The organism is Pseudoalteromonas sp. R3, from assembly GCF_004014715.1.
Classification (GTDB): Bacteria; Pseudomonadota; Gammaproteobacteria; order Enterobacterales; family Alteromonadaceae; genus Pseudoalteromonas.
Window position 1 is genome coordinate 1,680,686 of the sequence record NZ_CP034835.1, and the last position, 23,077, is coordinate 1,703,762.

The window sequence follows — 23,077 nt, forward strand, 5'->3', positions numbered from 1 at the left end:
AATTTAGTACAACGGCTCAAGATGCTGTTTTTTCGCGTTTTTAACCTGCTTATGATGTGCGGCAATCAATTGATATAGCACGCTCAGGTCAACGTTCTCTTGTTTGGCACTATAGAGCGCCCCTTGCAACTTTGCAATTTCGTTTTGCAACTCATGGCTGAGCTGATGACGCCAGGCATGGATATGCTCATAGCCTTGTGCGCGCGCAAGTGCTTTAAGAGCCTGATAGCATTGTCCCGGGTCTGAGTGTTGAGTGGCGTGTTTAATTTGTTTAATTGCTTGCGCTTCGTTTGGCACAAAGGGTGTGTTATCGCTCTGCGTTGGCGCTACCCTGGACGATTGGCGAGTCAAAAACCAAACTAACAAGGTGATAAGCCACAGTACATAGCCAGATGCAATAAGCGCCCAGTCCAGCCAGGTTTTATCCGCTGGTTGGATCACAATGTGTGGCTCAGCCTGAGCTGTTGTTTGTTGTGGCGTATTGGCGACGGGCGCAGGGGCGACCGATACCTGATTCGGATCGGCTTTTACCTCAATGGTTCTGGATGGCAAGGTGGCATACTGTACTTTGTTGATGACGGTATTGAACCAAGGCACTTTAATTTCTGGCAATGTATAAGTGCCAGGTGTCTGAGGCAACAAAGCATAAGAGGCTATCAGCTGAGAAATCACCCGGCCGTCGCGCGTCATCTGTTTTCGATCTGTTTCATCCGGGTAAGTTCTGAAGCCGTCGACATCAGGCACTTGTATATCGGGCAGTTGCTCTTTGGTGATCCCCAGAGCTGTTAATGTCAGGGTGCGGGTGATTGGTGTCCCAACAGTGACGGTCTGCTCATTTGGTTGCCACTCTTCGCTTAGGTTGACTAACTCACTGGGCAACCAGGCACCTGAATAGGTATCCGGAATAGGTTTCACCTCAACTTCAAGACTTTCACCTATCGCTGAGACTGCCATCCGACGGTAGCCTTCGCGGATCTGGCCATTAAAGATAGGTGGCTCGAGTGTAAAGGTGCCGCTTTTTTGCGGCTGTACCAGATATTCTCGGGTCACGACCATATAACGACGGCCGTTGACTATCTCATAGTCCTCACTTTGTTTTCCCAGCTGGGCAATTTGTGCATCCTGCATTTGTGGCGCGCTGAGCTGACCATCCAGCAGATCCTGGCCAAGATACAGCTTAACAGTGAACAGCGCAGCCTGCTGAACATGCAATGTATCTGGTTTTAGCTCGGTTTTAATAAAGATATTTTGCTGCGTTTCGCCATCCTGTTCGCGGGCAAGCACCTTGAGCTTGATAGGGCGAGACTGATGACCTGCAACCTCAAAACTGGGGATGGTAAATTCCCCGGCTTTGCGAGACAGCAGCTGCATTTGCCAGCTGGTGGTACTGCTCATGCTGCCATTAATGATACTGGTGCGGGAGCTGGTACTGACAGGGCTGGTGACAAACTGAGCGCTCAGGGCACTGGTGTCAGGCATCTGTCCAGATACTTTGCCGTTAGCTTCTATGGTCAGGGTAAAATACTCTCCAACCAGCACCGGGTTTTTGTCGACACTGGCGCTGAGCTGGTCTACCGCCCAGGCAGGCATCATTGTAATAAGTAAGATCACGGATCCCAGTAATCGCGTTACCATGATTTTTCTTCTCCTCGCGGGCGTCGCTGACGTACCCGTTGTTGTGATTCCAATAACATTTTGTTGCGCAGCAAGATGGCAGGGTCGTCTGGCACTTTACGAAGTAACTGATCGAGTTGCTGTGCTTTTTCTTTTTCTTCTGGTGTCAGTGGGCGACTTTGCATCATTTGCTGTGTCCCCTCAGGTTGACTTTCATCGTCAGGAGAATGTTGCTGTGCCTGCTGCATTTGTTGGGCTGTTTGTTCAGCTTGCTGTTCCTGCTCCTGTTCGTTTTGTTGTTCAGATTGTGCAAGCTCGGGTGCGTTGTCATTGTCTGATTGTGACGGATCCTGAGACTCAGCACTTTGCTGGTTCTGTGTGTCACTTTGCGATGCGTCAGATTGCTGTTCAGGATCAGATTGCGAAGACGATTGCTGGTCCTGTTGCTCGCCTGATTGTTGCCCGCTCTGCTGTTCACCTTCTTGCTGTTGGTCACTTTGCTGCTTTTCTTGCTGGTCGCCGGATTGCTCCTGATCATCAGACTGGTCGCCATTTTGTTGCTGGGACTGCTGTTGCTGTTCCCTGAGATTTTCGACCAGCTGCTTATTTGCTTTCGCTTGTTCTAAATCAGGGTCCAGTTGCAGGGCCTGCTCATAGGCCGCAATGGCTTGATCCAGTTGTCCGGACTTCGCCAGCGCATTACCATAGTTATATTGCCCGGTGGCAGATGTGGTGTGTTTGAGCTGTTCCGCTGCCTGTTCATACTCTCCGGCTTTGTATAATGCGGTGCCTTTGAGCAACGGATCCTGAGCGCTCTGCGCCTGCTCAAAGTTGCCTTGCTGATAGGATTCCAGTGCCTGCTGGTCCTGATTTTTAAACCAGTTGGTCCAGTCTGCAGTATATCCAGTCTGGGGCTGTAACAACGCCACAACGAATAAACCCAGAGTAAGTGGCTGGGTGCGCATCAACCACAACGCAAGCGGGACAATCACAAACAGCAGATACTTACCTGCGTCCAGGTGCCACAGGGTTTCACTTGGCTGCTCATCGCTGTTCAGAGTGGTTAACTTACTTGGCGCAAAGGTTTTTATGTCGTTGTCGCTGGGTGTATAGGTTGCATAGCGACCACCCAGGCGAGAGGCGAGGGCAGATAATCGCTCCGGATACAGTTTAGGGACCACAATCTGTCCATAGCGGTCTTTCAAAAAACCGCCTTCAGGCAGACCAATTGGCGCACCGTCTAGCGTGCCAATACCATAAACGTGTAGTCGGTAACCCGTGCCATTTAACAAGTCTGCGATATCTGCCAGCTCGTCCTGTTCCACCTCGTCACTGATGAGGATGATTTCCCCTTCACTATATCCAGCTTGATCCAGCAAAGTTTTGGCCTGATCCAGCCCCGCTAACACGTTGGCACCTTTACTGGGCATGATTTCAGGGCTCAGACTGGGTACCAGGTTTTCCAGCGTTTTGACATCATCGGTTAAAGGAGAGACGACAAATGCGTCTCCAGCATAGGCAACCAGCGCGGTGTCGCCCTCAGTAAACTGGCCAATCATATCCAGGGTTTTAAAGCGCGCCTGAGTGAGCCGGTTAGGCTGAATGTCAGTGGCATACATGGAGTAAGACATATCCATGACCAGCACCCGGGCTTGTTTGCTTTTGAATACTGGCACAGTGTGCTTTTCAAAGCTGGGTCCGGCTGCGGCCAGAATGCTCAATAACAGGAGCAGACTGACCAGCCAGGGCGTGCTTTTGCGCTGCTTGCGAGGGCCGTCCTCTAGTACTATTTGTGCAAGGTGAGGTGCGATCAGCGCCTCGTCTGTACTACGGTGACGCCTTAGCCATTGCATGCCCGTTAGCAGTAGCCAGGGTATAAGTAACCATAACAAAGTAGGGCGAATAAATATAAACTCGGTCATAGTGGTTTAACTCGCAATTGTTTGACTGCTTTACTGAGCAGAGTCAGGCTCCATAGCGCCAGTGCAATAAGCAGCGGCACATAAAAGAGTGACAGGCGGGGTCTGAAAGTCTGGTTCTCATCGGCAATGGGTTCCAGTTTGTCCAGTTCAGCGTAGATTTGTTGCAAGCCTTTCACATCTTTGGCGCGGAAATAGGCACCACCGGTTTCTGAGGCAATGTGTTTCAGGGTATTTTCATCTATGCTGCTGCCTGTCATTCCGCCCATGCCAAACAGGCTGAAACCGCCACGGCCATCCGAGCCGACGCCGACGGTGTAAATTTTAATGCCTTCTTCACGGGCCAGGATCAGGGCTTCTTCCGGGCTCAGGTTGCCTGCGGTATTCTGACCGTCGGTCAGGAGGATCAGAATGCGGCTGCTTTGCTCTTTTTGGTTGAAGCGTTTAACCGACAAGCCTATGGCATCGCCAATAGCGGTTGCCCGGCCCACCAGGCCGATTTGTGCTTCGAGCAGCATTTGGCTCACGGTTTGCAGGTCGCGGGTCAGCGGGGTCTGCAAAAATGCGGTGTCACCAAACAAAATCAGACCGAGACGATCCCCTTGACGCTCGACAATGAAGTCAGACAGCACGGCTTTGACCACCGACAGGCGATCAACATATTTGCCCTGGTAGGCCATGTCCTGCTCGGTCATTGAGCCCGATAGATCCACGGCCAGCATGATATCGCGTCCTTCATTGGGCAAGGTGATTGGATCATCGAGCCAGCTGGGGCCACTGAGCGCCACAACCAGGCACAGCCAGATCAAGGCTTCGATCAGGTTTACACTGCGCTTTGGACGTTCAAGGCTTTGCCCGCTTGCACTTTGCTGTTGGTAGCCTGGCATCCGCAGGCGGACCTGAGTTTGTGCCGCAGTTGGTTTAAATCGGGCAATCAGCCAGGGCAGGGGTAACAGTAGTAAGGCCAGTGGCCAGTCAAGTTCAAACATGCACGGCCTCTTTGGTTTTAAAGGTTTTAATAGCCGCCATCAGTTTGCTGCAATCAATCGTGGGTTGACTGCTGTAAAGCGAACTGAGGTCCTGCTGGCTAAACTGCTGACGAGTGAGTTTGTTTAACAACCGCAACCACTGTGCTGTCGGTTGAGCGGCCTGTTCAGTGCCGTAGTAATGTCGGGTCAGCCGTTTGAGTATGCCATGCAGCGCCAGGGCATCTTGAGTATGCTGCTGACTCAGTTTAATGGCTTCTCGTTTCGCCGCATTATGCTGCCAGTGTCTGACTGCCAGCCAGATACCGGCACTCACGAGGAGCAGCGCGATAAGGATCACAGCCCAGCTGGCCGGGGTCAGCGGCCACCAGCTCACCTGCTCGGGCGGGATCACATCATGGAGTGCATCTAGTGGGTTTTGCATCATCACTTACCTGGAGATCTGTGTTTCTATTGGTGCTGAGGCACAAAACGTTTGCATACTCATACCGGCGCGTTGTAAGCGGGCCAAGCGGGTCTGGAAAGCCTGTTCGGCCTGCTCGGCAAATCGGGTTCTGAATTGTTTATCCGCCAGTGGCAGCGTCCAGCTACCTGAAGCCGAACTGACTTCAATCGCATCTTTATAGGCGGGCAGGGTATGCTCGAACGGATCGCTGATTTGGCAGCCAATCAGTTCGCAGTGCCGGCTGAGATGCTCAAGCTGTTTAAAGCTGGCCTCGTTAAGTTGGCTGAAATCGGAGATCAGATAAATAAGACTGCCGGGTTTGGCCAGATGCGACAAACGTTTCAGGTTATTATCAAACGTCGAGGCCAGATTTTCGCTGCGCTGAGCCAGGCTTTGCGTGTGGATATCACACAGCTGGTGGCAAAATGCCAGCACGCCTTTGTCGCGTGCCGTGGGCTTAAGCTCATGATGGCCTAGCTCACTGAATACCACACCACCGAGCCGGTCACCGCGGGCGCATGCGGACCAGGCAACCAGGGCACTCAGATGTGCAGCCTGAACAGACTTGAGCAACAGACGACTGCCGAACAGCAAAGAACTGGAAAGATCGCAGAAGATAAACACCGGACGTTCTTTTTCTTCCTGGTACAGCTTGGTATGGGCCTCACCAGTACGCGCCGTAACACGCCAGTCGATAGCGCGAATATCATCGCCATACTGGTACTGACGTACCTCGGCAAATTCCATTCCCCGGCCTTTGTGTGGTGCCAGATATTGCCCGGCCTGATCACTGCGGATGGCGCGCTTGGGCTTGAGATCCAGCAAGCGCGCTTTGCTCTTATAATAAAGCAGCTCTTTGAGTGTCAGTTCAACACCATTGCTATGGCTTTGTGCCAGCCACTGGGTGTGATCGGTGTGTTGCATTGAATGCTTCATCATCGCGACCACTTATGGCACAGGGACCAGTTCCAGAATACGGCTGATCACCTGATCTTTGCTGATCCCGTCCGCCTGCGCTTCATAACTGAGAATAATACGATGACGCAATACATTGTGCAGCACAGCCTGAATATCATCCGGTGTCACAAAGTCCTGACCCTGCAACCAAGCGTGAGCACGTGCACACTTGTCTAGTGCAATGGTTGCCCGCGGACTGGCGCCGTACTCAATCCAGGCACCCAGTTGCTGATCCAGCTTAGCGGCTTCACGGGTGGCAATGATTAACTGCACCAGATAGTGCTCAAGCGGTTCAGCCAGATGCAGTGACAGCACTTTTTTACGTGCTTCAAATAAGGTTTGCTGCGAAATCGGCGTAAACTGCGCAGTCTGTTCTGACAGCGCCTCGCCACGTGTTAAACGCAAGATCTCCAGCTCAGTGCTCGCCTGCGGGTAATCAATATTAAGGTGTAGCAGAAAACGGTCTAGCTGCGCTTCCGGCAGTGGGTAAGTTCCTTCCTGCTCAAGTGGATTCTGCGTTGCCATTACCATAAACAGCTCTGGCAGCGGGTAAGTTGTTTTACCTACCGTGATCTGCCGCTCTGCCATTGCTTCCAGTAGGGCTGACTGAACCTTAGCCGGCGCGCGGTTAATTTCGTCCGCCAAAATCAGGTGATGGAATAAAGGGCCTTTTTCAAACACAAACTCGCTGGTTTGCTGGCGATAGATGTCGGTGCCGGTAATATCGGCGGGCAACAAGTCAGGGGTAAACTGAACGCGTTGAAAGCTGCCCTCAATGCCTTTGGCCAGCGCGTTTACAGCACGGGTTTTAGCCAGTCCTGGCGGGCCTTCTACCAGCAAGTGGCCATCAGCCAGCAGAGCAATGAGAAGCGCTTCTGTCAGTGCGCTTTGACCTAGTATTTGAGAGTCGAGGTAGTTTTTCAGTTCACTAAATGCGTTTACTGCCATGGTGCTTTGTCCTTGTTGTGACAAATTTTTTGCTTATTTATAAGGATTAAGGCGCAAAACTCAAGGTTTTGCGGGCGATTTTTTGTAACTTGATTAGACACTGAAGCAGGTGAAAGTTCCCCAAACTTCATTTATTTTTCAGTGACTTTTTGAATTGAGCAAAAATCAGGCTAGATTTAAAAGCGGCGTTTAGATGGACCATCTCAGTCATGCTCGAATGATAAGATTTTCCAATTTGCTATTGGCATTAAGGATTCGGTTGTTTAGAATCAAACGACAATAACAGGTCAGACCTGTCAGCGGGAGAGCAAAATTCATGTCTGAACAACACATTCTAAAAACAACAAAAGGGGACCGCATCGCCATTGTATCTGGTCTGCGTACACCCTTTGCGAAGCAGGCTACGGCCTATCACCACGTACCGGCACTGGACCTGGGTAAGGTCGTTGTCAATGAAATGCTGGAACGCCTCAACATAGATAAAAACGAAATCGACCAGCTGGTTTTTGGCCAGGTCGTGCAAATGCCAGAAGCGCCAAACATTGCGCGTGAAATCGTACTAGGTACTGGCATGCCGGTATCCGTCGATGCTTATTCCGTATCTCGTGCCTGTGCCACCAGTTTTCAGGCGGTAGCGAACGTTGCCGAGTCTATTATCGCAGGTCACACGGCGGTGGGTATCGCCGGTGGTGCGGACTCATCGTCTGTACTCCCTATTGGTGTGAGCAAAAAGCTGGCAGGTAGCCTGGTTGATTTAAACAAGGCGCGTACTTTGTCGCAACGCCTGAAGATTTTCTCAAAGCTCAGACTGAAAGATTTGATGCCAGTACCGCCGGCCGTTGCTGAATACTCAACGGGCCTGTCGATGGGTCAGACGGCAGAGCAAATGGCCAAAACTCATGCCATCAGCCGTGCCGATCAGGATGCTTTGGCGCACCGCTCGCACACCTTGGCTGCCAAAGCCTGGGATGCTGGTTTGCTTAAAGACGAAGTCATGACGGCACATGTTGAGCCGTACAAAGGCTTTATCGACAAAGATAACAACATTCGTGCGAACTCGTCTTTGGAAGGCTACGCCAAATTGCGTCCGGTCTTTGACCGTAAACATGGCTCGGTCACTGCGGCAAACGCAACGCCACTCACTGATGGTGCCGCTGCAGTACTGATGATGAGCGAAAGTAAAGCCAAAGCATTGGGTTACGAGATCCTGGGCTATGTGCGTAACTACGCGTTTACTGCCATTGGCGTGCACGAAGACATGCTGATGGGTCCGGCTCACTCTACGCCACTGGCACTGGAACGCGCTGGTCTGACTCTACAAGATTTAGATTTGATTGAGATGCACGAAGCTTTTGCAGCGCAAACTCTGGCTAACATGAAGATGTTTGCATCGGATAAGTTTGCTCAGGAGAAGCTGGGTCGCAGCAAAGCCCTGGGTGAAATCGATATGGATAAATTCAACGTAAACGGTGGCTCTTTGGCCTATGGACACCCGTTTGCGGCAACAGGCGCGCGTTTGATCACGCAAACCCTAAATGAACTGAAACGTCGCGGTGGTGGACTAGCGCTGACTACGGCTTGTGCGGCTGGTGGTCTGGGTGCAGCCTTTGTATTGGAGAGTGCATAATGTCAGTATTTAGTTATGAATTAAACAGCCACCGCGTGGCCATCGTCACCATCGATGTGCCGGGCGAGAAGATGAATACGCTGCGCGACAGCTTTGCCGATGAACTGCTAACTATCCTGGAGCAGGGTCGCAGCGATGATGTAACTGGCATGGTGTTTGTCAGCGGTAAAGACGATAACTTTATCGCCGGTGCCGACATCAAAATGCTGGATCAGGCAAAAACTCGCGAAGATGCGCTGCGTTTATCTGAAATGTGCCAGCAGGCATTTTTCAAAATGCAGAAACTGCCATTCCCAACGGTTGCGGCCATTCACGGTGCGGCACTGGGTGGCGGTCTTGAATTCGCGTTGGCGTGTGATTATCGCGTATGTAGTGATGACGACAAGACCAAGCTGGGCTTGCCAGAAGTGCAATTAGGCCTGTTACCAGGCGGTGGCGGCACACAACGTCTGCCAAAGCTGGTGGGTATTCAAAAAGCATTAGAATGGATGCTGACGGGCAAGCAAGTGCGTGCCAAGCAGGCTAAAAAAGCCGGTCTGGTAGATGACAGCGTGCCGCACAGTATTTTACTGGATGTGGCTATTAAACTGGCCCGTGGCAGCAAGCCTAAAGCACGTAAACCTAAGCTGGATAAGCTTAGCCAGCTGCTGGAATCAAATCCGTTTGGTCGCAACATCATCTTCAAAAAGGCGCAGGAAAACGTTGAGAAGAAAACCGGTGGCCACTATCCGGCACCACTGGCCATTATCAAGGCCGTGCGTGCTTCGGTTGAATTAGGTGAACTGAAAGCCTACAAAACAGAAGCTGAAGGTTTTGCCGACTTGGTGATGACCGAAGTGTCGCAGTCTTTGCGTGGCATTTTCTTCGCGACCACAGAGATGAAAAAAGAGTGGCAAAGCGACGACGCACCAAAAATCAACCGCGCGGCGGTATTGGGTGGCGGTTTGATGGGGGCGGTATTGCTCACGTGAGCGCAGTAAAAGCCGGTGTGCCTGTGCGCATTAAAGATGTGGCGCATCAGGGGATCAGCAATGCCCTAAGTTATAGCTACAAGATCCTGTCTAAAAAACAGAAAAAACGTATTTTGTCTAAGGCCGATCTGCAACTGGCGATGAACCGCATCACAGGTACTACCGATTACACCGGCATGCGTCACACTGATATCGTGATTGAAGCGGTATTTGAAGACTTGGCTCTGAAACAAAGCATGGTGGCCGACATCGAGCGCGAATGTACAGAGCAAACCATTTTTGCCAGTAACACGTCGTCCTTACCGATTGCGCAGATCGCTGAAAAAGCTGCACGTCCTGAAAACGTGATTGGCCTGCATTACTTCTCGCCGGTCGAGAAAATGCCACTGGTTGAGATCATCCCGCATGAGGGTACATCACAGGAGGCCATCGCTCGTACTGTTAATTTTGCGCGCAAGCAGGGCAAGACGCCTATCGTGGTTAAAGATAAAGCGGGCTTCTATGTAAACCGTATTCTGGCGCCTTACGTTAATGAAGCGGCCAACCTGCTATTAGCGGGTGAGCCAATTGAAAAGATTGACCAGGCCCTGGTTGAGTTTGGCTTCCCGGTTGGGCCTTTGGCACTGCTGGACGAAGTGGGTGTGGACATCGGCTCTAAGATTGCGCCTATCCTTGAAAAAGAACTGGGTGAGCGCTTTAAAGCACCGGATGCCTTTGCCCGCATGATCGACAGCAAGCGTCTGGGTCGTAAGACCGGCAAAGGCTTCTACAAATATGAAGCCAAAGGCAAGAAAGTGGACGAGTCTGTCTATGACTTGCTGGGAATTACACCGGCCCCACGTCTGAACAAGCAAGAAATTGCCAGCCGCTGTGTGGCGCAAATGCTCAATGAAGCTGCGCGCTGCCTGGATGAAGGTATCATCGACAGTGCCCGTGATGGTGACATCGGTGCCATCTTTGGTATTGGCTTCCCGCCATTCTTAGGTGGGCCGTTCAGCTATATGGACAAACGTGGTCTGAATAAAGTGTGTTCAGAGCTGTCTACCTATGCCACCGACAACGCGGTGTTTACACCAGCGGAACCGCTACTGGCTAAGGCCGAAGCGGGTGAAGCTTACTACAGCTAAGCATTTGTCTGAGCATTAGAAAAAGCCGCATTGATGCGGCTTTTTTATTTTCGGCTAAAATTAGTCAGATACTCTGTGTATTGCGATGTAAAAGCGATGAAAAAACCGCTTTTTTTAATTGTTCTGGCTGTTTTATTGGTGCTGACGATTTCAGCCAATGTGGTGCTGTATTTGATCAGCGATGATGTCAATGACATGATCCAGACATTTGAGCGGCAGTGGCAGGAGCAGGCGGATATTGTCTTGCAGGAATCCAGGCTGCTGGATGATCTGGAACATCAGCTCAGCCAGGCCAAAGCCATACATCAGGTGCGTGATTATCACCACCCAGAGCCGGACGCCGAGCCATCGGCAGACGAGTATATGGTTCGCCTGTATCGCACTTTGGCGCAGCTGAGTGAGCTTGATCTGCAAGCAGGTGAAACCGAAGCGTTAGCTGTGGTGACACATTATGCGGGCCTCTACCAGAAACAGTTAACTGAGGCTGACAGCGAAGGTATTCAAAACCAAGGCACTGCTGCACTTTCTGAGCAACTCAAAAGCCAGCATGAACATTTAGACGAAGCCTTGCGCTCACTAAGGCAAGGTCTTGAAACGCGCTTCTCGCGCACTCGTGAAGCTCACCAGCTGACATTACAAGACATTATTTACCGGGATAGTCTTGAAGGACTATTGTTGTTGATATTGATAGTCATGATGCTGCTCGTCAGTTTTATGATGCTCAGGATGCAGTTTAGGGCTGCAAAAGAGCGTGATTGTCTGTTCGATGCCATCCCGGATGCACTGCTTTACTGTGATTCTGAGGGTCGTATCACCCAGGTGAATCACTCATGCTCCGAGCTATTTGGCTACTCTGCGAAAGAGTTAGTCAATATGCAACTCGAAGCCTTAATGCCTGAGCGCTTCAGGGAGTTGCATGCCAAGCACAGAGCATCTTTCTATGGGCGCGCAAAAATGCGCCGTAAAGGGGTGAATGGACTGAATATCATTGGCTTGCATAAACTTGGTCACGAAATACCTCTGGACATAGCAATTGCCCGAACAACCTTTGGACAGGAAACCTACTATGTGGCCGTGATCCGGGATCTGCGCCCCGAATTGCAACTACAGCAACGCGCTGAATTAGACTTCCTGACCCAGGCCTTTAACAGAGGCCAGATTGAGCGAATACTGGGCGATGAGCTGACACGCGCTGTGCGTTATAGTAGGGCGTTGTCAGTCATGATGGTCGACCTGGATCACTTCAAGACCCTCAATGACACCATGGGTCACCAGGTTGGAGATGCAGCGCTAACTGAGCTCAGTGCCTTTTTAAAACGCTCTATCAGGCCCAGCGACTGTCTTGGCCGCTGGGGAGGCGATGAGTTTGTCATTGTATGCCCGGAAATCGCCTCAGAAGAGGCGTTGTTGATGGCGCAAAGGCTGGTGAGTCAGTACCGGCAAATGAATCAGTATGATCTTGAAATGAGTATCGGCGTAACCAGTCGCGCTAATATGTCGTCGGGCGTGGAGTGTGCTCAGTTAATTGGCGAGGCCGATGATGCCCTATACCAGGCTAAAGCGGCGGGTCGGGGCAGAGCGATACTGTTCAGTGATCACTAGCACGAGTTTTTACTTTCCCCCTAAAAATCCGTACAATCTGCGGCCATAAACCGATTAGAGGACCGCCTGCGAGTTGTATGCACCACATTGACGATCTGATCTCGATATTTAACGCCTTATTTTATCCAACACACAATACCAAACTGGTCGCAGGTAAGGATGAGCCCATTTATCTGCCCGCGGATACACAGTGCGATTATCACCGCATTGTTTTTGCACACGGCTTTTATGCCAGTGCGATGCACGAAATTGCGCACTGGCTGGTGGCTGGTAAAGCGCGGCGGGAGCTCGAAGACTATGGCTATTGGTACTGCCCGGACGGACGCAGTAAAGATCAGCAACTGGCATTTGAGCAAGTGGAAGTTAAGCCTCAGGCCATTGAGTGGGCACTGAGCGCAGCAGCCGGGTTTGCCTTTAATGTCTCTGTTGACAATCTAAATGGCGAGCCGACCTGTCGGTTTGCTTTTCAGCGTCGTGTTCATACACAGGTGCTGGAAATGTTAACCGACGGGTTTAATGCCCGAACCGAAGCGCTGTTAGAAGCGTTATCTCAGTTTTACTCGACCCCCTGGCCACTCAGTGCTGGCCAGTTTGAATGGCATTGCCCACAGGAGTTTGCAGATGCAGTTTAAACTTGGATTAATCGTGAACCCGGTTGCCGGGTTAGGTGGTACTGTGGCACTCAAGGGCAGTGATGGCAGTGAAACCGCCGAGCTTGCCCGCTCGCTTGGGGCTGAACCGAAGGCACACAGTCGTACGGCACAGGCCCTGGCGCTATTACAGCCTTATCGGGACATCATTGAAGTTTATACCGTGAGCGGTGATATGGGAGAAGACCTGGCCATTGAGCACGGTTTTTCTACTCAGGTTGTGATGACCTGTGGCACACCCAGTACCCCAGAAGATACAGAGCAGGCAGCCAAACTGTTGGCCGATGCTAAAGTCGATCTGTTGCTGTTTGCCGGTGGAGATGGTACCGCACGAAACATCTGCGCAGCCATTGGCAGCGAAGCCCCGGTGCTGGGTGTACCAGCCGGTTGTAAGATCCACAGTGGCGTGTATGCAATTACCCCTAAAGCGGCTGGTCGGGTGGTAGAAATGCTTATTAAAGGGGAGCTGGTGACCATAGACGACGCCGACGTGATGGACATAGATGAAAGTGCTTTTCGGGCAGGCACGGTGCGCGCCAAGCGCTATGGTGAAATGCAGGTGCCCAGTGAGCTGCGTTATGTGCAAAGCGTAAAAAATGGCGGCAAAGAAAGCGATGAACTGGTACTGGCGGACATCGCTGCGTATGTGATTTCAGAAATGGAAGAGCATGAGCAGTATATTATGGGCTCGGGCTCAACGGTGGCCGCTATTATGGAAGAGCTGGGCCTGGAAAACACCTTACTGGGGGTTGATTTGATCCGCGACCACGCTCTGCTGGGCAGTGACCTGACGGCGCAACAGCTGCTGGATGCTGCTTCACAGGCTCCAACAAAATTGGTGATCACCCTGATAGGTGGGCAGGGCCATATATTTGGCCGTGGCAATCAGCAGCTCAGCCCGGCTTTGATCCGTCAGATTGGCAAAGACAATATCATAGTGGTTGCGACCAAAACCAAGTTGCAGGCTCTCAATGGTCGCCCTCTTATAGCAGATACGGGCGATCAGGAACTGGACAATGAACTGAGTGGCTACATCAAAGTAGTGACAGGGTATAATGACCATGTAATGTATGCCGTCGGGCATCAGGATTTAATTTAGGAGACAGAATGTCACTTCAAGCGTATATAGAAGCTGCGCAGCAGTTTTTTGATGAATTAGTAGATAGAGCAAGCGATGACGAGCTGTTTGCTGGTGGCTACTTACGCGGTCATTTCGACCTGGCGGTTGGTTATGCTCAGGTTGAGGAGCTGGCGCTGTCAGTGGATGAGCTGAATGCTAAAGTCGAGGCAAGCCTGGTGAAAGCGTATCGTGATGGCGAGCTTAACGAAGAAGACAAGCACCATGTGGTAACCATTTGGGAACGCCTTAAGCAGTTAGGGGCTTAATTTCACTTCGAAAAAGGCGGTTTTACACCGCCTTTTGTCATTTACAGTATCCAGCGCCACACCACAAATAGTACCGCAAAGGCAATCAAATAGCTCAGGCCTGCCCAGGTCAGCAGTTGCACCGGCTTACTTTGCTGCGCAAACTGCGCTTTCGAGAGCAATGAGAAGTTCAGCCAGGCAAAAAACGGCGTAGTTAAAAACGCCAGCGTCATGGCAAACATCAGCATGTCTTTCAGGTTGGCTTTAAAGAACAACACCAGCACCATCCCGAAGATGGCCTGCACGGTAATGAAAATCGACAAGCTGGCCTTATTTTGGTGCGGTTTGATCTGCTTGAGCGCATCGTCCAGGGTTCTGGCGTAGCCGTCCAGCACCGTGATTGTGGTACCAAACATACACAAAAAGGCGATGGTAGCGATTAACCAGCGGGCCCATTCACCTAAGGTCAGTGCATACATATCAATCAGCTGTTTAGAAAAAGCCACGCCGGCGAGTTCTATTTTCTGGCTCTGCCCATATTGCAGTAACACGCCCAGAGAAAAGAATACTACTGCCAGAAATAAAGTCAGAAAGTAGCCCATATTAAAGTCAAACAAACCCTGCGCTTTGCTGAGCGACTGGGTGCGAGTTTTGGCTTTAAGCCACAATGAATTGATGGCTGATATTTCAATGGGGGCCGGCATCCAGCCCATCAGAGCCACCATAAAGCCCAGTAATGCAAGTGAATAGGGAGAAGGGGCCGGTTGTGGTGATGGATGCGCCTGACCTTGTGACACGGCTACCAGCAGCGCAGCCAGAGTTGTGATACACAACACCGCCATGATCCCTTTACTGGCTTTGTCGAGCAATTTGTAATGACCAAACAATAAAATTCCCAGACACACAAACAGCAGCGCATAACACAAGGTTGTCAGCGATAGGCTCCATGGCAGGGCATACTGCAGCAATGCGGCCGTGAGTAAGAGTACACCCGCGGTATTCACCACTGCAGCGATAATATTAAGGGCAACAAAAAGATAAAACAGAGCCCGGTTTTTATTATGATAACCTGTGACCAGGCTATTGCCTGTGTGCAGTGTATATTCCACACCAAAGCGAAAGAACGGATACTTAAGCAAATTAACCGCTACCACTAGCCACAGCAGCTGCCAGCCGAACAGGGCACCGGCCTGCGTAGCGGCGACGAGATGTGAACCGCCAACTGCAGCAGTGGCCATCAGGATCCCAGGTCCCAGGTTCCGGAGTTTAGCAAACATTGATTCCAACACGACTTTCCTATTTTTTGCCACTCATGTTAACGATTTGAAAGCGTTTGCCAAGTGGAAAATGACTGGGCTAATGAGGTTGGGTGTTCAAAAGCCCTGTCAGGACGTGAAGTCGGTTAGCTGGTAAAGTATTCTTCAGTGTCGTCTTTTAGGTCCTGATAATCGTCCTCATCCAGGTTCAGGGCATCCAGTACGCTTTGCTTCATAATCGGCCAGTCTGGCGCAGCCACAAAACGCTTATTAACATGGACCAGGTTTTCAGCCATTTTCAGCGTGGAAAATGTGAGCATTTCTTCGTCGGTGCGTTTTTCCTGAAGGTAAGTCACATCATGATGGCGAAGAATGAGTTGGCAAATGGGTTTGGGCAAGTTCCAGCTGTTGGCCAGGTAGTAGCCAATGACGGCATGATTGGTCTGGTAGCGCTGCTCTTCGAACTCTACCAGCATTTTATCGTAATTACTGTTTGCAGCGCCCAGTACTTCGACATAATCCGTATAGTTAAAAGCCATGGCCGGAATACCTGCATCATGAAACAGGCCTAGCATATAGAGGTTTTCGACTGGGACTTTGCTTTTTATCTTATTGCCTATCAGGGTTGCGACATCGGCGATTTCCTGGGCACTGTCCCAGAATCGCTCCAGTTTGATGCAGCATTTTGATTGGTCAAAAGCCTGTTTGAGCAGGTATCCCGTCACCAGCATGGTAATGCTGTTGAGGCCGAGAAACATCACCGCCTGACGAATATCAGTAATGGTGCGTGAAAAACCATAGCTGGAGGAATTAATGACTTTGAGTACAGCGGCGGAAGTTGCTACGTCTGTTGCTATCAGAGCGGCGATTTCGCCAAGTTCCGGCTCTGGCTGTTGTAAAACCTGATGCAAGCTTTGCAACAGTTCTGGCTTTGCTGGCAGGCAAAAGCCATGATTCATATCCTTAAGCACGGCGTTGTCTATTTCGATCATAGCGGTCTCATTGAGAAAATACTAAAAAACACAATTAGCCCGTTGAGGTTCAGGCCATTTTGCCAAGTATAGTAGCTGAGTCGGATTACGCATTCTTTGCGTCAACGCAAAACAACGCATAAATAATGTCCACGTAATGGATAAAGGAACAAATGAATTGGCATTGTTACGGTTGTTAAGTTAAAGTTGGCTAATTTTCTTTTTAGGGATTAACTATGGAACAAGCGAAAAACGCAAATAACGACGCCAGCTTCGTTATGCGATTCCTCAATAATATAGAAAGGGTAGGTAACAAGCTGCCCGACCCGGCCATGATTTTCCTTGGTGCTATGATGCTTATCTGGCTGTTATCCTGGATGTTTTCAGGTGTCAGCTTTGATGCTATCGATCCGCGTACCGGCGAGGCGATTGTTGTTCACAACTTGCTCAGTGGTGACGCTCTGGCGGGCTTTTTAGCCTCAATGGTTAAAACCTTTACCGGCTTCGCTCCTCTGGGTGTAGTGCTGGTCGCTATGCTGGGTGTTGGTGTTGCAGAACATTCTGGTTTCATTAACGCTGGCCTTAAGCTCATGCTTAAACGCACGCCTCAGGCACTGCTTACTCCCTCTATTATTCTGATTGCAATTGTTAGCCATACAGCTACAGATGCTGGCTATGTACTGGTGATCCCACTGGCTGGCGTTATATTCTATGCCATGGGTCGTCACCCGCTTGCAGGTATCGCGGCTGCGTTTGCGGGTGTGAGTGGGGGCTTTAGTGCCAACTTTATCCCGTCTGGTATTGACCCGTTGCTACAAAGCTTTACGCAAAGTGCTGCGCAAATTATCGACCCGGATATCGCCGTTAATCCGCTGAACAACTGGTTCTTTACCTCAGCTTCTAGCGTCTTTATTATTCTACTGGGCTGGTATATTACTGATAAAATCATTGAACCACGACTTGCTTCTACTAAAGTCGATGGCGACACTGACGACCTGCCTGAGTTTAACGAAGTGACCAGCAAAGAACGTTCGGCTTTTTACACTGCCTCTGCGGTTATGCTGGCGGGTATTGGGCTGCTTATCTTCGCCGCTAGTGGTGAAGACTCGGCACTGCGCAGTAAAAGTGGTGCTCTGACGGATTTTAGTGCCCCTCTGATGCAGTCGATTGTACCGCTGATCTTCTTATTATTCTGGATCCCTGGTGCAGTATTTGGCTTTATGGTGGGTACCTTTAAGTCGTCAAAAGACATGATAAATGCGATGAGTAAGTCGATGAACTCGATGTCTTATTACATTGTTATGGCGTTTTTCTGTGCACTGTTTATCGCAGCATTCACCCAGTCAAACTTGGGCGCGTTGCTGGCCATTGAAGGGGCTGAGATCTTAAAAGCAATGGCACTGCCAAGCTCAGTGACCGTGATTGGTATTATTTTCTTGACTGCCTTTGTAAACTTATTTGTTGGTTCCAGCTCGGCAAAATGGGCACTGCTAGGCCCAATTTTTGTCCCTATGCTAATGCAGCTGGGTATTTCTCCGGACTTGTCTCAGGCGGCATATCGGGTTGGTGATTCCAGCTCAAACATCATTACTCCGCTAATGCCTTACTTCCCATTGGTGGTGGTGTACTGTCAGAAGTATGTAAAAGACACAGGTATTGGTACATTGCTGGCACTGATGCTGCCATATTCAATAGCCTTTTTGATTGGTTGGAGTTTGTTCTTGCTGGCATATTGGGGCCTGAGCATTCCATTGGGCCTGCAATCTAGCTATATCTATCCGGCGGGTTAATTACCTTTCAGGAAAAACCTGCTTACCTCTGGGTGGGGCCGCTGTGCCTCATCCGTCTCTCACCCCCTAATTCAAACCGATATTATATTTTGCAGTCGCAAAGAAAAAAGCCGACGTCCGCCGGCTACGTGGATTTGCTATTGGTTGGGCCAAAAGCACCAAGGGAAACTGTACTGCCTCCGTGCAGTAAATATTCAAGGGAGGCTCAAAAATCAAAGTAACCAAAATGCGTACAGATTGGTTAAGAGCGAGCGCATCATACCCTTAATAAATGACTAAATTATGACAGCCTAAGTCTGTTTAAGGGTTTAATTTTGCATGGTCTATTCAGTTGTGTGCTAACTATGCTGAAGTGGCATACAGTGCGCGTTGATAGAGAAAAGTACTTGAATAGATTAGAATAGTTGCAGGCAAAGGGCCTGTAAGGCCAAATGACGAGGAAGGTGAGATGTTACGAGTCACGCTTGAGCAGTGGCGCATGCTTCGCGCGGTGGTAGAACATGGCGGTTTTAATCAGGCTGCCAAAGTTATCCATAAGAGCCAGTCGAGCATTCATACAGCAGTGCAGAAAATAGAAACGGCCCTGTCAGTTAAGCTATTTCAGGTGGAAGGGCGCAAAACCCGGCTGACCGAAGCGGGCGAAATGATGCTGCGCCGAGCCAATTACCTGTTAGATGAGGCCGAGAAAGTCGAAGCCGTTGGTCAGACCCTGGCCAAAGGGGTAGAAAGCCACTTGCGCATTGCGGTTGATGAAATATTTCCTCAAACATTGCTTTATAAGGTACTGGAGGCGACTTCTCAGGCATACCCCTTACTTCGCATAGAACTGGTTGAATCTATCCTCTCTGGCTCGTTTGAGGCGCTACAGCATGCTAAGGTCGATATTGCTATTTCACCTATGGTATTGAGCGATGGATTCAGCGAGCAGTTGTGCCAGGTTGAGTTTGTGGCTGTTGCTCACCCTGAACATGCCTTACATCAGTTGGGCCGTGCACTCACTTTGGAAGACCTAAAGTCTTTTAGGCAGATAGTGGTCAGAGATTCTGCGCTGGGTAAAGGCACAGACAGTGGCTGGCTGGGGGCTGATCAGCGTTGGACGGTTAGCCATTTGCGCACTATGGTGGATATGGTAACGCAGGGACTGGGCTTTGCCTGGCTACCCAGAAGTGCTATAGCACAGCAACTCAGTAGTGGCACACTGCTGCCATTAAAACTGATGCACAATCGTACGCGTTTGGCGCAGCTTAATCTGATCTTTAAAGACGGAGACACACTGGGACCTGCAGCCCGGGCATTTATCGGTGAACTCAGATACCAGTGTATGGCGCTTGAAGCGCAGGAAAAGACTTAAAGCTCCTGCATTTGATGTGTTTTTGCGAGTACCTGCTCAACTGCAACAGGACGGCTAAACCAGTAGCCCTGAAACTCTTTAACACCCAGCTCGAGCAGCTTATTTAGTTGCTCCTGAGTTTCAACCCCTTCTGCCAGCGCAGCAATCCCCAGGTTATCACACATAGTGAGGATCCCAAGCAGCAGTGCTTGTTGCTTTTGATCTGAGGTGATTTGAGTCACCAAAGAGCGATCCAGTTTGAGGCGTTTTATAGGCGAAGCCAGAACCCGGGCGATGTTAGAATATCCTATCCCAAAGTCATCGATACTGAGACTGAACCCCATTTTATCCAGCGCTTCCATGATCTGATTGTGATCGTCCGCAAAACTATATTCGGTCAGTTCAAATTCAAACATGCGCGGACTCAAGCCGTAACTATGTACAATGGCGAGCGTTTTGCGAGCAAATTGCTCACAGGCAATATCCCGGGAACTGATATTGATGGCAATTGGCACGTGAATATCCGGGTGGCTCTGAAGTGTAAAACAAACCTTGTGCAAAATACGTTGTGTCAGCTGATTGACCAGGCCAAACTCTTCGGCAATAGGTACAAACTCACCGGGAGACACCCATCCCAGCAGCGGACTGTGCCAGCGCGCGAGTGCTTCATAGCCAATCACCGAGTGGGTATTATCGTGCTTACTTTGCAGCACAATTTGCAATTCGTCATGTTCCAGTGCTTTTTCCAGCAGCAGAGCCATTTCATGGCGGGCAAGTGTCTGACGTCGGGTGCCGTGATCAAAAATGGCCAGGTCATCGCCTGGGCTGCGTAATTCGCACGCCTGCTGTGCATTCTTTAACAGGCGCTCTGGAATGTAGCCATGCTCGGGGTAGGTTGCAATGCCAACGGCGTAGCGCGCATGAAACTGGTGCTGACCCAGCTTAAGCCAGAAATCCAGGTGCTGATGCCAGCGCTGTGCGACTTCCAGCACGGGGGCGTCGGGCTCAATGATAATCGCTAGTCGGCCTGCACCGATATATGCTATCTGGTCGAGCAAGCTGGGGTCGTGTTCAGCAACCTGATTAATATGACCATACAAATGTTTATGGAGCTCACCATCAATCAGGTAGTCCAGTACATGTTTGTTGAGGTTTTCGGCGATGAGCAGAGCAAATGGCCGCCCACGGTCAATATGCACTTGTAGCTGCTCAGTGAGCCAGGTTTTATTTGGCAAATTGGTTCTGGCATCAAAGTATTTAGCTTGCTGGTGCGCAACATCCAGTGCCAGCAGATCCTGCTGAAGCTGGTGCTGATCGGAGACATCGTTCAGGTACCAGGCACACAGCTGCTCGGAGTGGTATTCCCGCGAGGCCAGTTCAATGGTTCGCTCGTCAACGCGAAAGACATTCAAATCAGCATCAAATAGATCGTTATTAATGAGCAGGCTACTCAGATCGTCCTGCGTGACACGGGCAAAATTACAGGGCAGGGGTTGAGTTTGGATCCCCAGTAAACTGCGTGCCTTCTCATTGGCTTCTACAATATTTAAGTCCTGGTCAACTAAAGCGATTGCGTGGAAAGATTTTTGAAAGAAGCGTTGGTAGATTTGTTTCTGAGAGGCAAGCAGTTCGTTGTTGCTGGCCATGTGCAGGTTAAGTCGGCTGGCCGCCAAACTGGTGCGCCACACAGCCAGTGGCACGGTACAATTGAAAAAGAAGAACAGCAAAAAGTGAATATAGATGTCGCCATCGACCAGCATGCGCTCACCCGGCGGGATCAGCGAGACATTCACGTGTTGCACTATCATCAGAAACGGCGCGATATTCAAAATGGCATAAAAAATTGCGGTGCGCTTACCCAGTAACAACAAAGCAAGGATAGGCGTAATATAAACAAAAATAGACCCTAACTGGGCAAGTGGTAGCAGAGGAATAAATAACTTGATGGCCACCCCTGCGGCCACAATCGCAATCATCAGCAGGTGCGCGCACAGTTGATAGGCACTTCGGCTCAATGTAAGCAGCACACCTATGGTGAGCGTAAATCCGGATGTCAGCGCCAGCACATAGTCGAGTTCAAATGCCAACGCAGCAGGCAAGCTGTTGACGAAGATCCCAAGACATAATAAAAGACCGGTCACCAAAATAATGCGCAGCGCACTTACACGCCAGTTAGGCACCTGATCTGGTGATTGGGTTTCTTCCTCAAGTAAGAAAAAGCGGCTTAAAGAACTCAAAACGTTACAGTTATTATTATTGTTTTTCCCGATACTAAGGCCATAAGGGTCGCAATTCAATGGGTAGAGACAGTAAAACCTGCGCTAAATCAGCTTAACTGCGGTTTTTTTCAACATAGTGGAGGGGAATTAGACAAACAACCTCGTAATTTCATTAACAATCTTGTCATCTCGGACGTGTGTGAGCTGAGATCTAGCCAAATGCAACGCAGCTGTATCTTGTTGCAGTGAACGTGACATACGCCCTCGTCGTATCAAGCACAATGCCATCATCTCACGTACCCCTGCGTCATCCCGGACGCGTGCGAGCTGGGAACTACCTAAGTACAACGTAGTTGTATCTTGTTGCAGTGAACGTGACATACGTCCTCGTCGTATCAAGCACAATGCCAACATATCATGTTCCCCTTCGTCATCCCTGACGCGTGCGAGCAGGGATCCATCAAAACACGGTGCGAAAGCGCCACCAGACTATGTCTATCTGATGTACTGAGTATAATCACTAAGTTTCAGGGACTGGGTAAACTAGAACTGTTACCTCTTAAAACGGCAAATGACACTCAAAAAGCAAGTGTTGCCAAGTGTATGGTTCAGTTTCCATGGAGTCGCTTTGGCTTGAGCAAAGCATATTATGATGGTAGGTTTTTGTTCTTTACAATAATAAATGCACGAAAATGATGGCATTTTAGAGAAAGCGTTGAGTGGCTATTGCATGTTTAAATTAAGTTCTTTAATTTTGGTTCTAATAAGTTTTAACAGTATGGGCCTTCCTTATGGAGGGTACTGGAAACCTGAGTTTAAAAAGTCTGCGTGTATTCTATGGCAAAATTCAAATGTTGAGGTTTCACCGGAACTAAATGTAGATATCTATTCCAGCTTCTCTTTTAAAGGGAAAGGGTACGAATTGTCTGAATTACAAAAAAGCAATGGTTTCCAAAAGGGTCACCACACTTTGGGTTTCTTTATTTCTGGGGTGTACAACACTTCACTCGCTAAAGTTGACTATCCATTCGAGCTCTATGTTAATGGAGACGAGCTGAATAGATTAGAGAGCAAAGACGGACAGTACTTTTATTTAACAGGAAAAAAAGTGTCTGATATCTTGACGCGAGCAGAGAAAGGAGATGATTTTGTTGTAGCGTTAAAGTCAGCCTCCGATGAAGTTTTTACGGTAAAATTTAATAATGAGCAATTTCCTCTGGGTACAAAAATGTATTTTACTTGTTCTGAAAACATCACATAGAAAGGGTGAAAATTTGCTGGGGGAGCTTTCATAATTGAG

At 49.8% G+C, this 23,077-nt stretch carries 17 protein-coding genes and 1 pseudogene; 9 read left to right on the forward strand and 9 right to left on the reverse strand.

The features are described from left to right. Positions 1 to 3 precede the first annotated feature (3 nt). The 6 genes from ELR70_RS12180 to ELR70_RS12205 are packed head-to-tail and all read right to left on the reverse strand — an operon-like array spanning position 4 to position 6,869. Positions 4 to 1,635 carry a BatD family protein gene (locus ELR70_RS12180; RefSeq protein WP_054013951.1) on the reverse strand — a complete coding sequence of 544 codons (1,632 nt, stop codon included), beginning with the start codon at positions 1,633 to 1,635 and terminating at the stop codon, positions 4 to 6. Next, positions 1,629 to 3,536, reverse strand: a complete 1,908-nt coding sequence (locus ELR70_RS12185) for a VWA domain-containing protein (protein WP_054013950.1) — start codon at positions 3,534 to 3,536, stop codon at positions 1,629 to 1,631. The genes ELR70_RS12180 and ELR70_RS12185 overlap by 7 nt, the downstream gene beginning before the upstream one ends. Continuing rightward, positions 3,533 to 4,522 carry a VWA domain-containing protein gene (locus ELR70_RS12190; protein ID WP_054013949.1) on the reverse strand — a complete coding sequence of 330 codons (990 nt, stop codon included), beginning with the start codon at positions 4,520 to 4,522 and terminating at the stop codon, positions 3,533 to 3,535. Before ELR70_RS12190 ends, ELR70_RS12185 begins: the two co-directional genes overlap by 4 nt. Continuing rightward, positions 4,515 to 4,946: a DUF4381 domain-containing protein gene (locus ELR70_RS12195; RefSeq protein WP_082353089.1), complete on the reverse strand. Its 432-nt coding sequence runs from the start codon at positions 4,944 to 4,946 to the stop codon at positions 4,515 to 4,517. Before ELR70_RS12195 ends, ELR70_RS12190 begins: the two co-directional genes overlap by 8 nt. A gap of 3 nt (positions 4,947 to 4,949) precedes the next feature. Continuing rightward, on the reverse strand, positions 4,950 to 5,888 hold the full coding sequence (locus ELR70_RS12200) for a DUF58 domain-containing protein (RefSeq protein WP_054013947.1): 939 nt from the start codon (positions 5,886 to 5,888) through the stop codon (positions 4,950 to 4,952). Positions 5,889 to 5,912: 24 nt separating this feature from the next. Next, positions 5,913 to 6,869, reverse strand: coding sequence for a MoxR family ATPase (locus tag ELR70_RS12205; protein WP_054013946.1), 957 nt, complete (start codon positions 6,867 to 6,869; stop codon positions 5,913 to 5,915). Positions 6,870 to 7,185: 316 nt separating this feature from the next. Between ELR70_RS12205 and fadI the strand changes: the two genes are divergently transcribed. The 6 genes and pseudogenes from fadI to ELR70_RS12235 all read left to right on the forward strand — a co-directional run bounded on the left by fadI (position 7,186) and on the right by ELR70_RS12235 (position 14,232). After that, entirely contained in the window at positions 7,186 to 8,496 is a 1,311-nt protein-coding gene (gene fadI / locus ELR70_RS12210; RefSeq protein ID WP_046005954.1) for an acetyl-CoA C-acyltransferase FadI, read from the forward strand. Then, a pseudogene (fadJ, locus tag ELR70_RS12215) lies at positions 8,496 to 10,594 on the forward strand (fatty acid oxidation complex subunit alpha FadJ). The gene fadI and the pseudogene fadJ overlap by 1 nt, the downstream one beginning before the upstream one ends. 96 nt (positions 10,595 to 10,690) lie before the next feature. After that, positions 10,691 to 12,196, forward strand: coding sequence for a sensor domain-containing diguanylate cyclase (locus ELR70_RS12220; RefSeq protein WP_054013944.1), 1,506 nt, complete (start codon positions 10,691 to 10,693; stop codon positions 12,194 to 12,196). Positions 12,197 to 12,273: 77 nt separating this feature from the next. Beyond that, the gene (locus ELR70_RS12225) at positions 12,274 to 12,828 is read left to right on the forward strand and encodes an elongation factor P hydroxylase (protein WP_054013943.1); all 555 of its coding nucleotides are present in this window, start codon (positions 12,274 to 12,276) and stop codon (positions 12,826 to 12,828) included. Continuing rightward, a complete protein-coding gene (locus ELR70_RS12230; RefSeq protein WP_054013942.1) occupies positions 12,818 to 13,945 on the forward strand; it encodes an ATP-NAD kinase family protein in 1,128 nt (375 codons plus the stop codon). The genes ELR70_RS12225 and ELR70_RS12230 overlap by 11 nt, the downstream gene beginning before the upstream one ends. 8 nt (positions 13,946 to 13,953) lie before the next feature. Continuing rightward, positions 13,954 to 14,232 (forward strand): YfcL family protein, encoded by a 279-nt coding sequence (locus ELR70_RS12235; protein ID WP_046005959.1) that lies wholly within the window; start codon positions 13,954 to 13,956, stop codon positions 14,230 to 14,232. 41 nt (positions 14,233 to 14,273) lie between these two features. Here ELR70_RS12235 and ELR70_RS12240 read toward each other — a convergent pair whose 3' ends face one another. Together ELR70_RS12240 and ELR70_RS12245 are read right to left on the reverse strand one after the other, a co-directional pair. Further along, positions 14,274 to 15,488: a divalent metal cation transporter gene (locus tag ELR70_RS12240; protein WP_054013941.1), complete on the reverse strand. Its 1,215-nt coding sequence runs from the start codon at positions 15,486 to 15,488 to the stop codon at positions 14,274 to 14,276. Between the two features lie 125 nt (positions 15,489 to 15,613). Further along, positions 15,614 to 16,459 carry an HDOD domain-containing protein gene (locus ELR70_RS12245; protein WP_054013940.1) on the reverse strand — a complete coding sequence of 282 codons (846 nt, stop codon included), beginning with the start codon at positions 16,457 to 16,459 and terminating at the stop codon, positions 15,614 to 15,616. Positions 16,460 to 16,674: 215 nt separating this feature from the next. On the opposite strand from ELR70_RS12245, the gene ELR70_RS12250 reads away from it, so the two are divergent. Both ELR70_RS12250 and ELR70_RS12255 read left to right on the forward strand, forming a co-directional pair. Continuing rightward, on the forward strand, positions 16,675 to 18,228 hold the full coding sequence (locus tag ELR70_RS12250) for an AbgT family transporter (protein WP_054013939.1): 1,554 nt from the start codon (positions 16,675 to 16,677) through the stop codon (positions 18,226 to 18,228). A 448-nt stretch (positions 18,229 to 18,676) separates the two neighbouring features. Further along, complete coding sequence (locus ELR70_RS12255; protein ID WP_054013938.1) at positions 18,677 to 19,579, forward strand: LysR family transcriptional regulator; 903 nt, start codon at positions 18,677 to 18,679, stop codon at positions 19,577 to 19,579. On the opposite strand, the gene ELR70_RS12260 is transcribed toward ELR70_RS12255, so the two are convergent. Then, on the reverse strand, positions 19,576 to 21,795 hold the full coding sequence (locus tag ELR70_RS12260) for a GGDEF domain-containing phosphodiesterase (RefSeq protein ID WP_054013937.1): 2,220 nt from the start codon (positions 21,793 to 21,795) through the stop codon (positions 19,576 to 19,578). The two genes, ELR70_RS12255 and ELR70_RS12260, sit on opposite strands and share 4 nt — an antisense overlap. A 664-nt stretch (positions 21,796 to 22,459) precedes the next feature. On the opposite strand from ELR70_RS12260, the gene ELR70_RS12265 reads away from it, so the two are divergent. Continuing rightward, on the forward strand, positions 22,460 to 23,038 hold the full coding sequence (locus ELR70_RS12265; protein ID WP_054013935.1) for a hypothetical protein: 579 nt from the start codon (positions 22,460 to 22,462) through the stop codon (positions 23,036 to 23,038). Positions 23,039 to 23,077: the final 39 nt, after the last annotated feature.

Coding starts and splice junctions, on each gene's coding strand:
- ELR70_RS12180 (WP_054013951.1), bottom strand. CDS start 1,635: ATGGTAACGCGATTACTGGGATCCGTGATCTTACTTATTACAATGATG.
- ELR70_RS12185 (WP_054013950.1), bottom strand. CDS start 3,536: ATGACCGAGTTTATATTTATTCGCCCTACTTTGTTATGGTTACTTATA.
- ELR70_RS12190 (WP_054013949.1), bottom strand. CDS start 4,522: ATGTTTGAACTTGACTGGCCACTGGCCTTACTACTGTTACCCCTGCCC.
- ELR70_RS12195 (WP_082353089.1), bottom strand. CDS start 4,946: ATGATGCAAAACCCACTAGATGCACTCCATGATGTGATCCCGCCCGAG.
- ELR70_RS12200 (WP_054013947.1), bottom strand. CDS start 5,888: ATGCAACACACCGATCACACCCAGTGGCTGGCACAAAGCCATAGCAAT.
- ELR70_RS12205 (WP_054013946.1), bottom strand. CDS start 6,869: ATGGCAGTAAACGCATTTAGTGAACTGAAAAACTACCTCGACTCTCAA.
- fadI (WP_046005954.1), top strand. CDS start 7,186: ATGTCTGAACAACACATTCTAAAAACAACAAAAGGGGACCGCATCGCC.
- ELR70_RS12220 (WP_054013944.1), top strand. CDS start 10,691: ATGAAAAAACCGCTTTTTTTAATTGTTCTGGCTGTTTTATTGGTGCTG.
- ELR70_RS12225 (WP_054013943.1), top strand. CDS start 12,274: ATGCACCACATTGACGATCTGATCTCGATATTTAACGCCTTATTTTAT.
- ELR70_RS12230 (WP_054013942.1), top strand. CDS start 12,818: ATGCAGTTTAAACTTGGATTAATCGTGAACCCGGTTGCCGGGTTAGGT.
- ELR70_RS12235 (WP_046005959.1), top strand. CDS start 13,954: ATGTCACTTCAAGCGTATATAGAAGCTGCGCAGCAGTTTTTTGATGAA.
- ELR70_RS12240 (WP_054013941.1), bottom strand. CDS start 15,488: ATGTTTGCTAAACTCCGGAACCTGGGACCTGGGATCCTGATGGCCACT.
- ELR70_RS12245 (WP_054013940.1), bottom strand. CDS start 16,459: ATGATCGAAATAGACAACGCCGTGCTTAAGGATATGAATCATGGCTTT.
- ELR70_RS12250 (WP_054013939.1), top strand. CDS start 16,675: ATGGAACAAGCGAAAAACGCAAATAACGACGCCAGCTTCGTTATGCGA.
- ELR70_RS12255 (WP_054013938.1), top strand. CDS start 18,677: ATGTTACGAGTCACGCTTGAGCAGTGGCGCATGCTTCGCGCGGTGGTA.
- ELR70_RS12265 (WP_054013935.1), top strand. CDS start 22,460: ATGCACGAAAATGATGGCATTTTAGAGAAAGCGTTGAGTGGCTATTGC.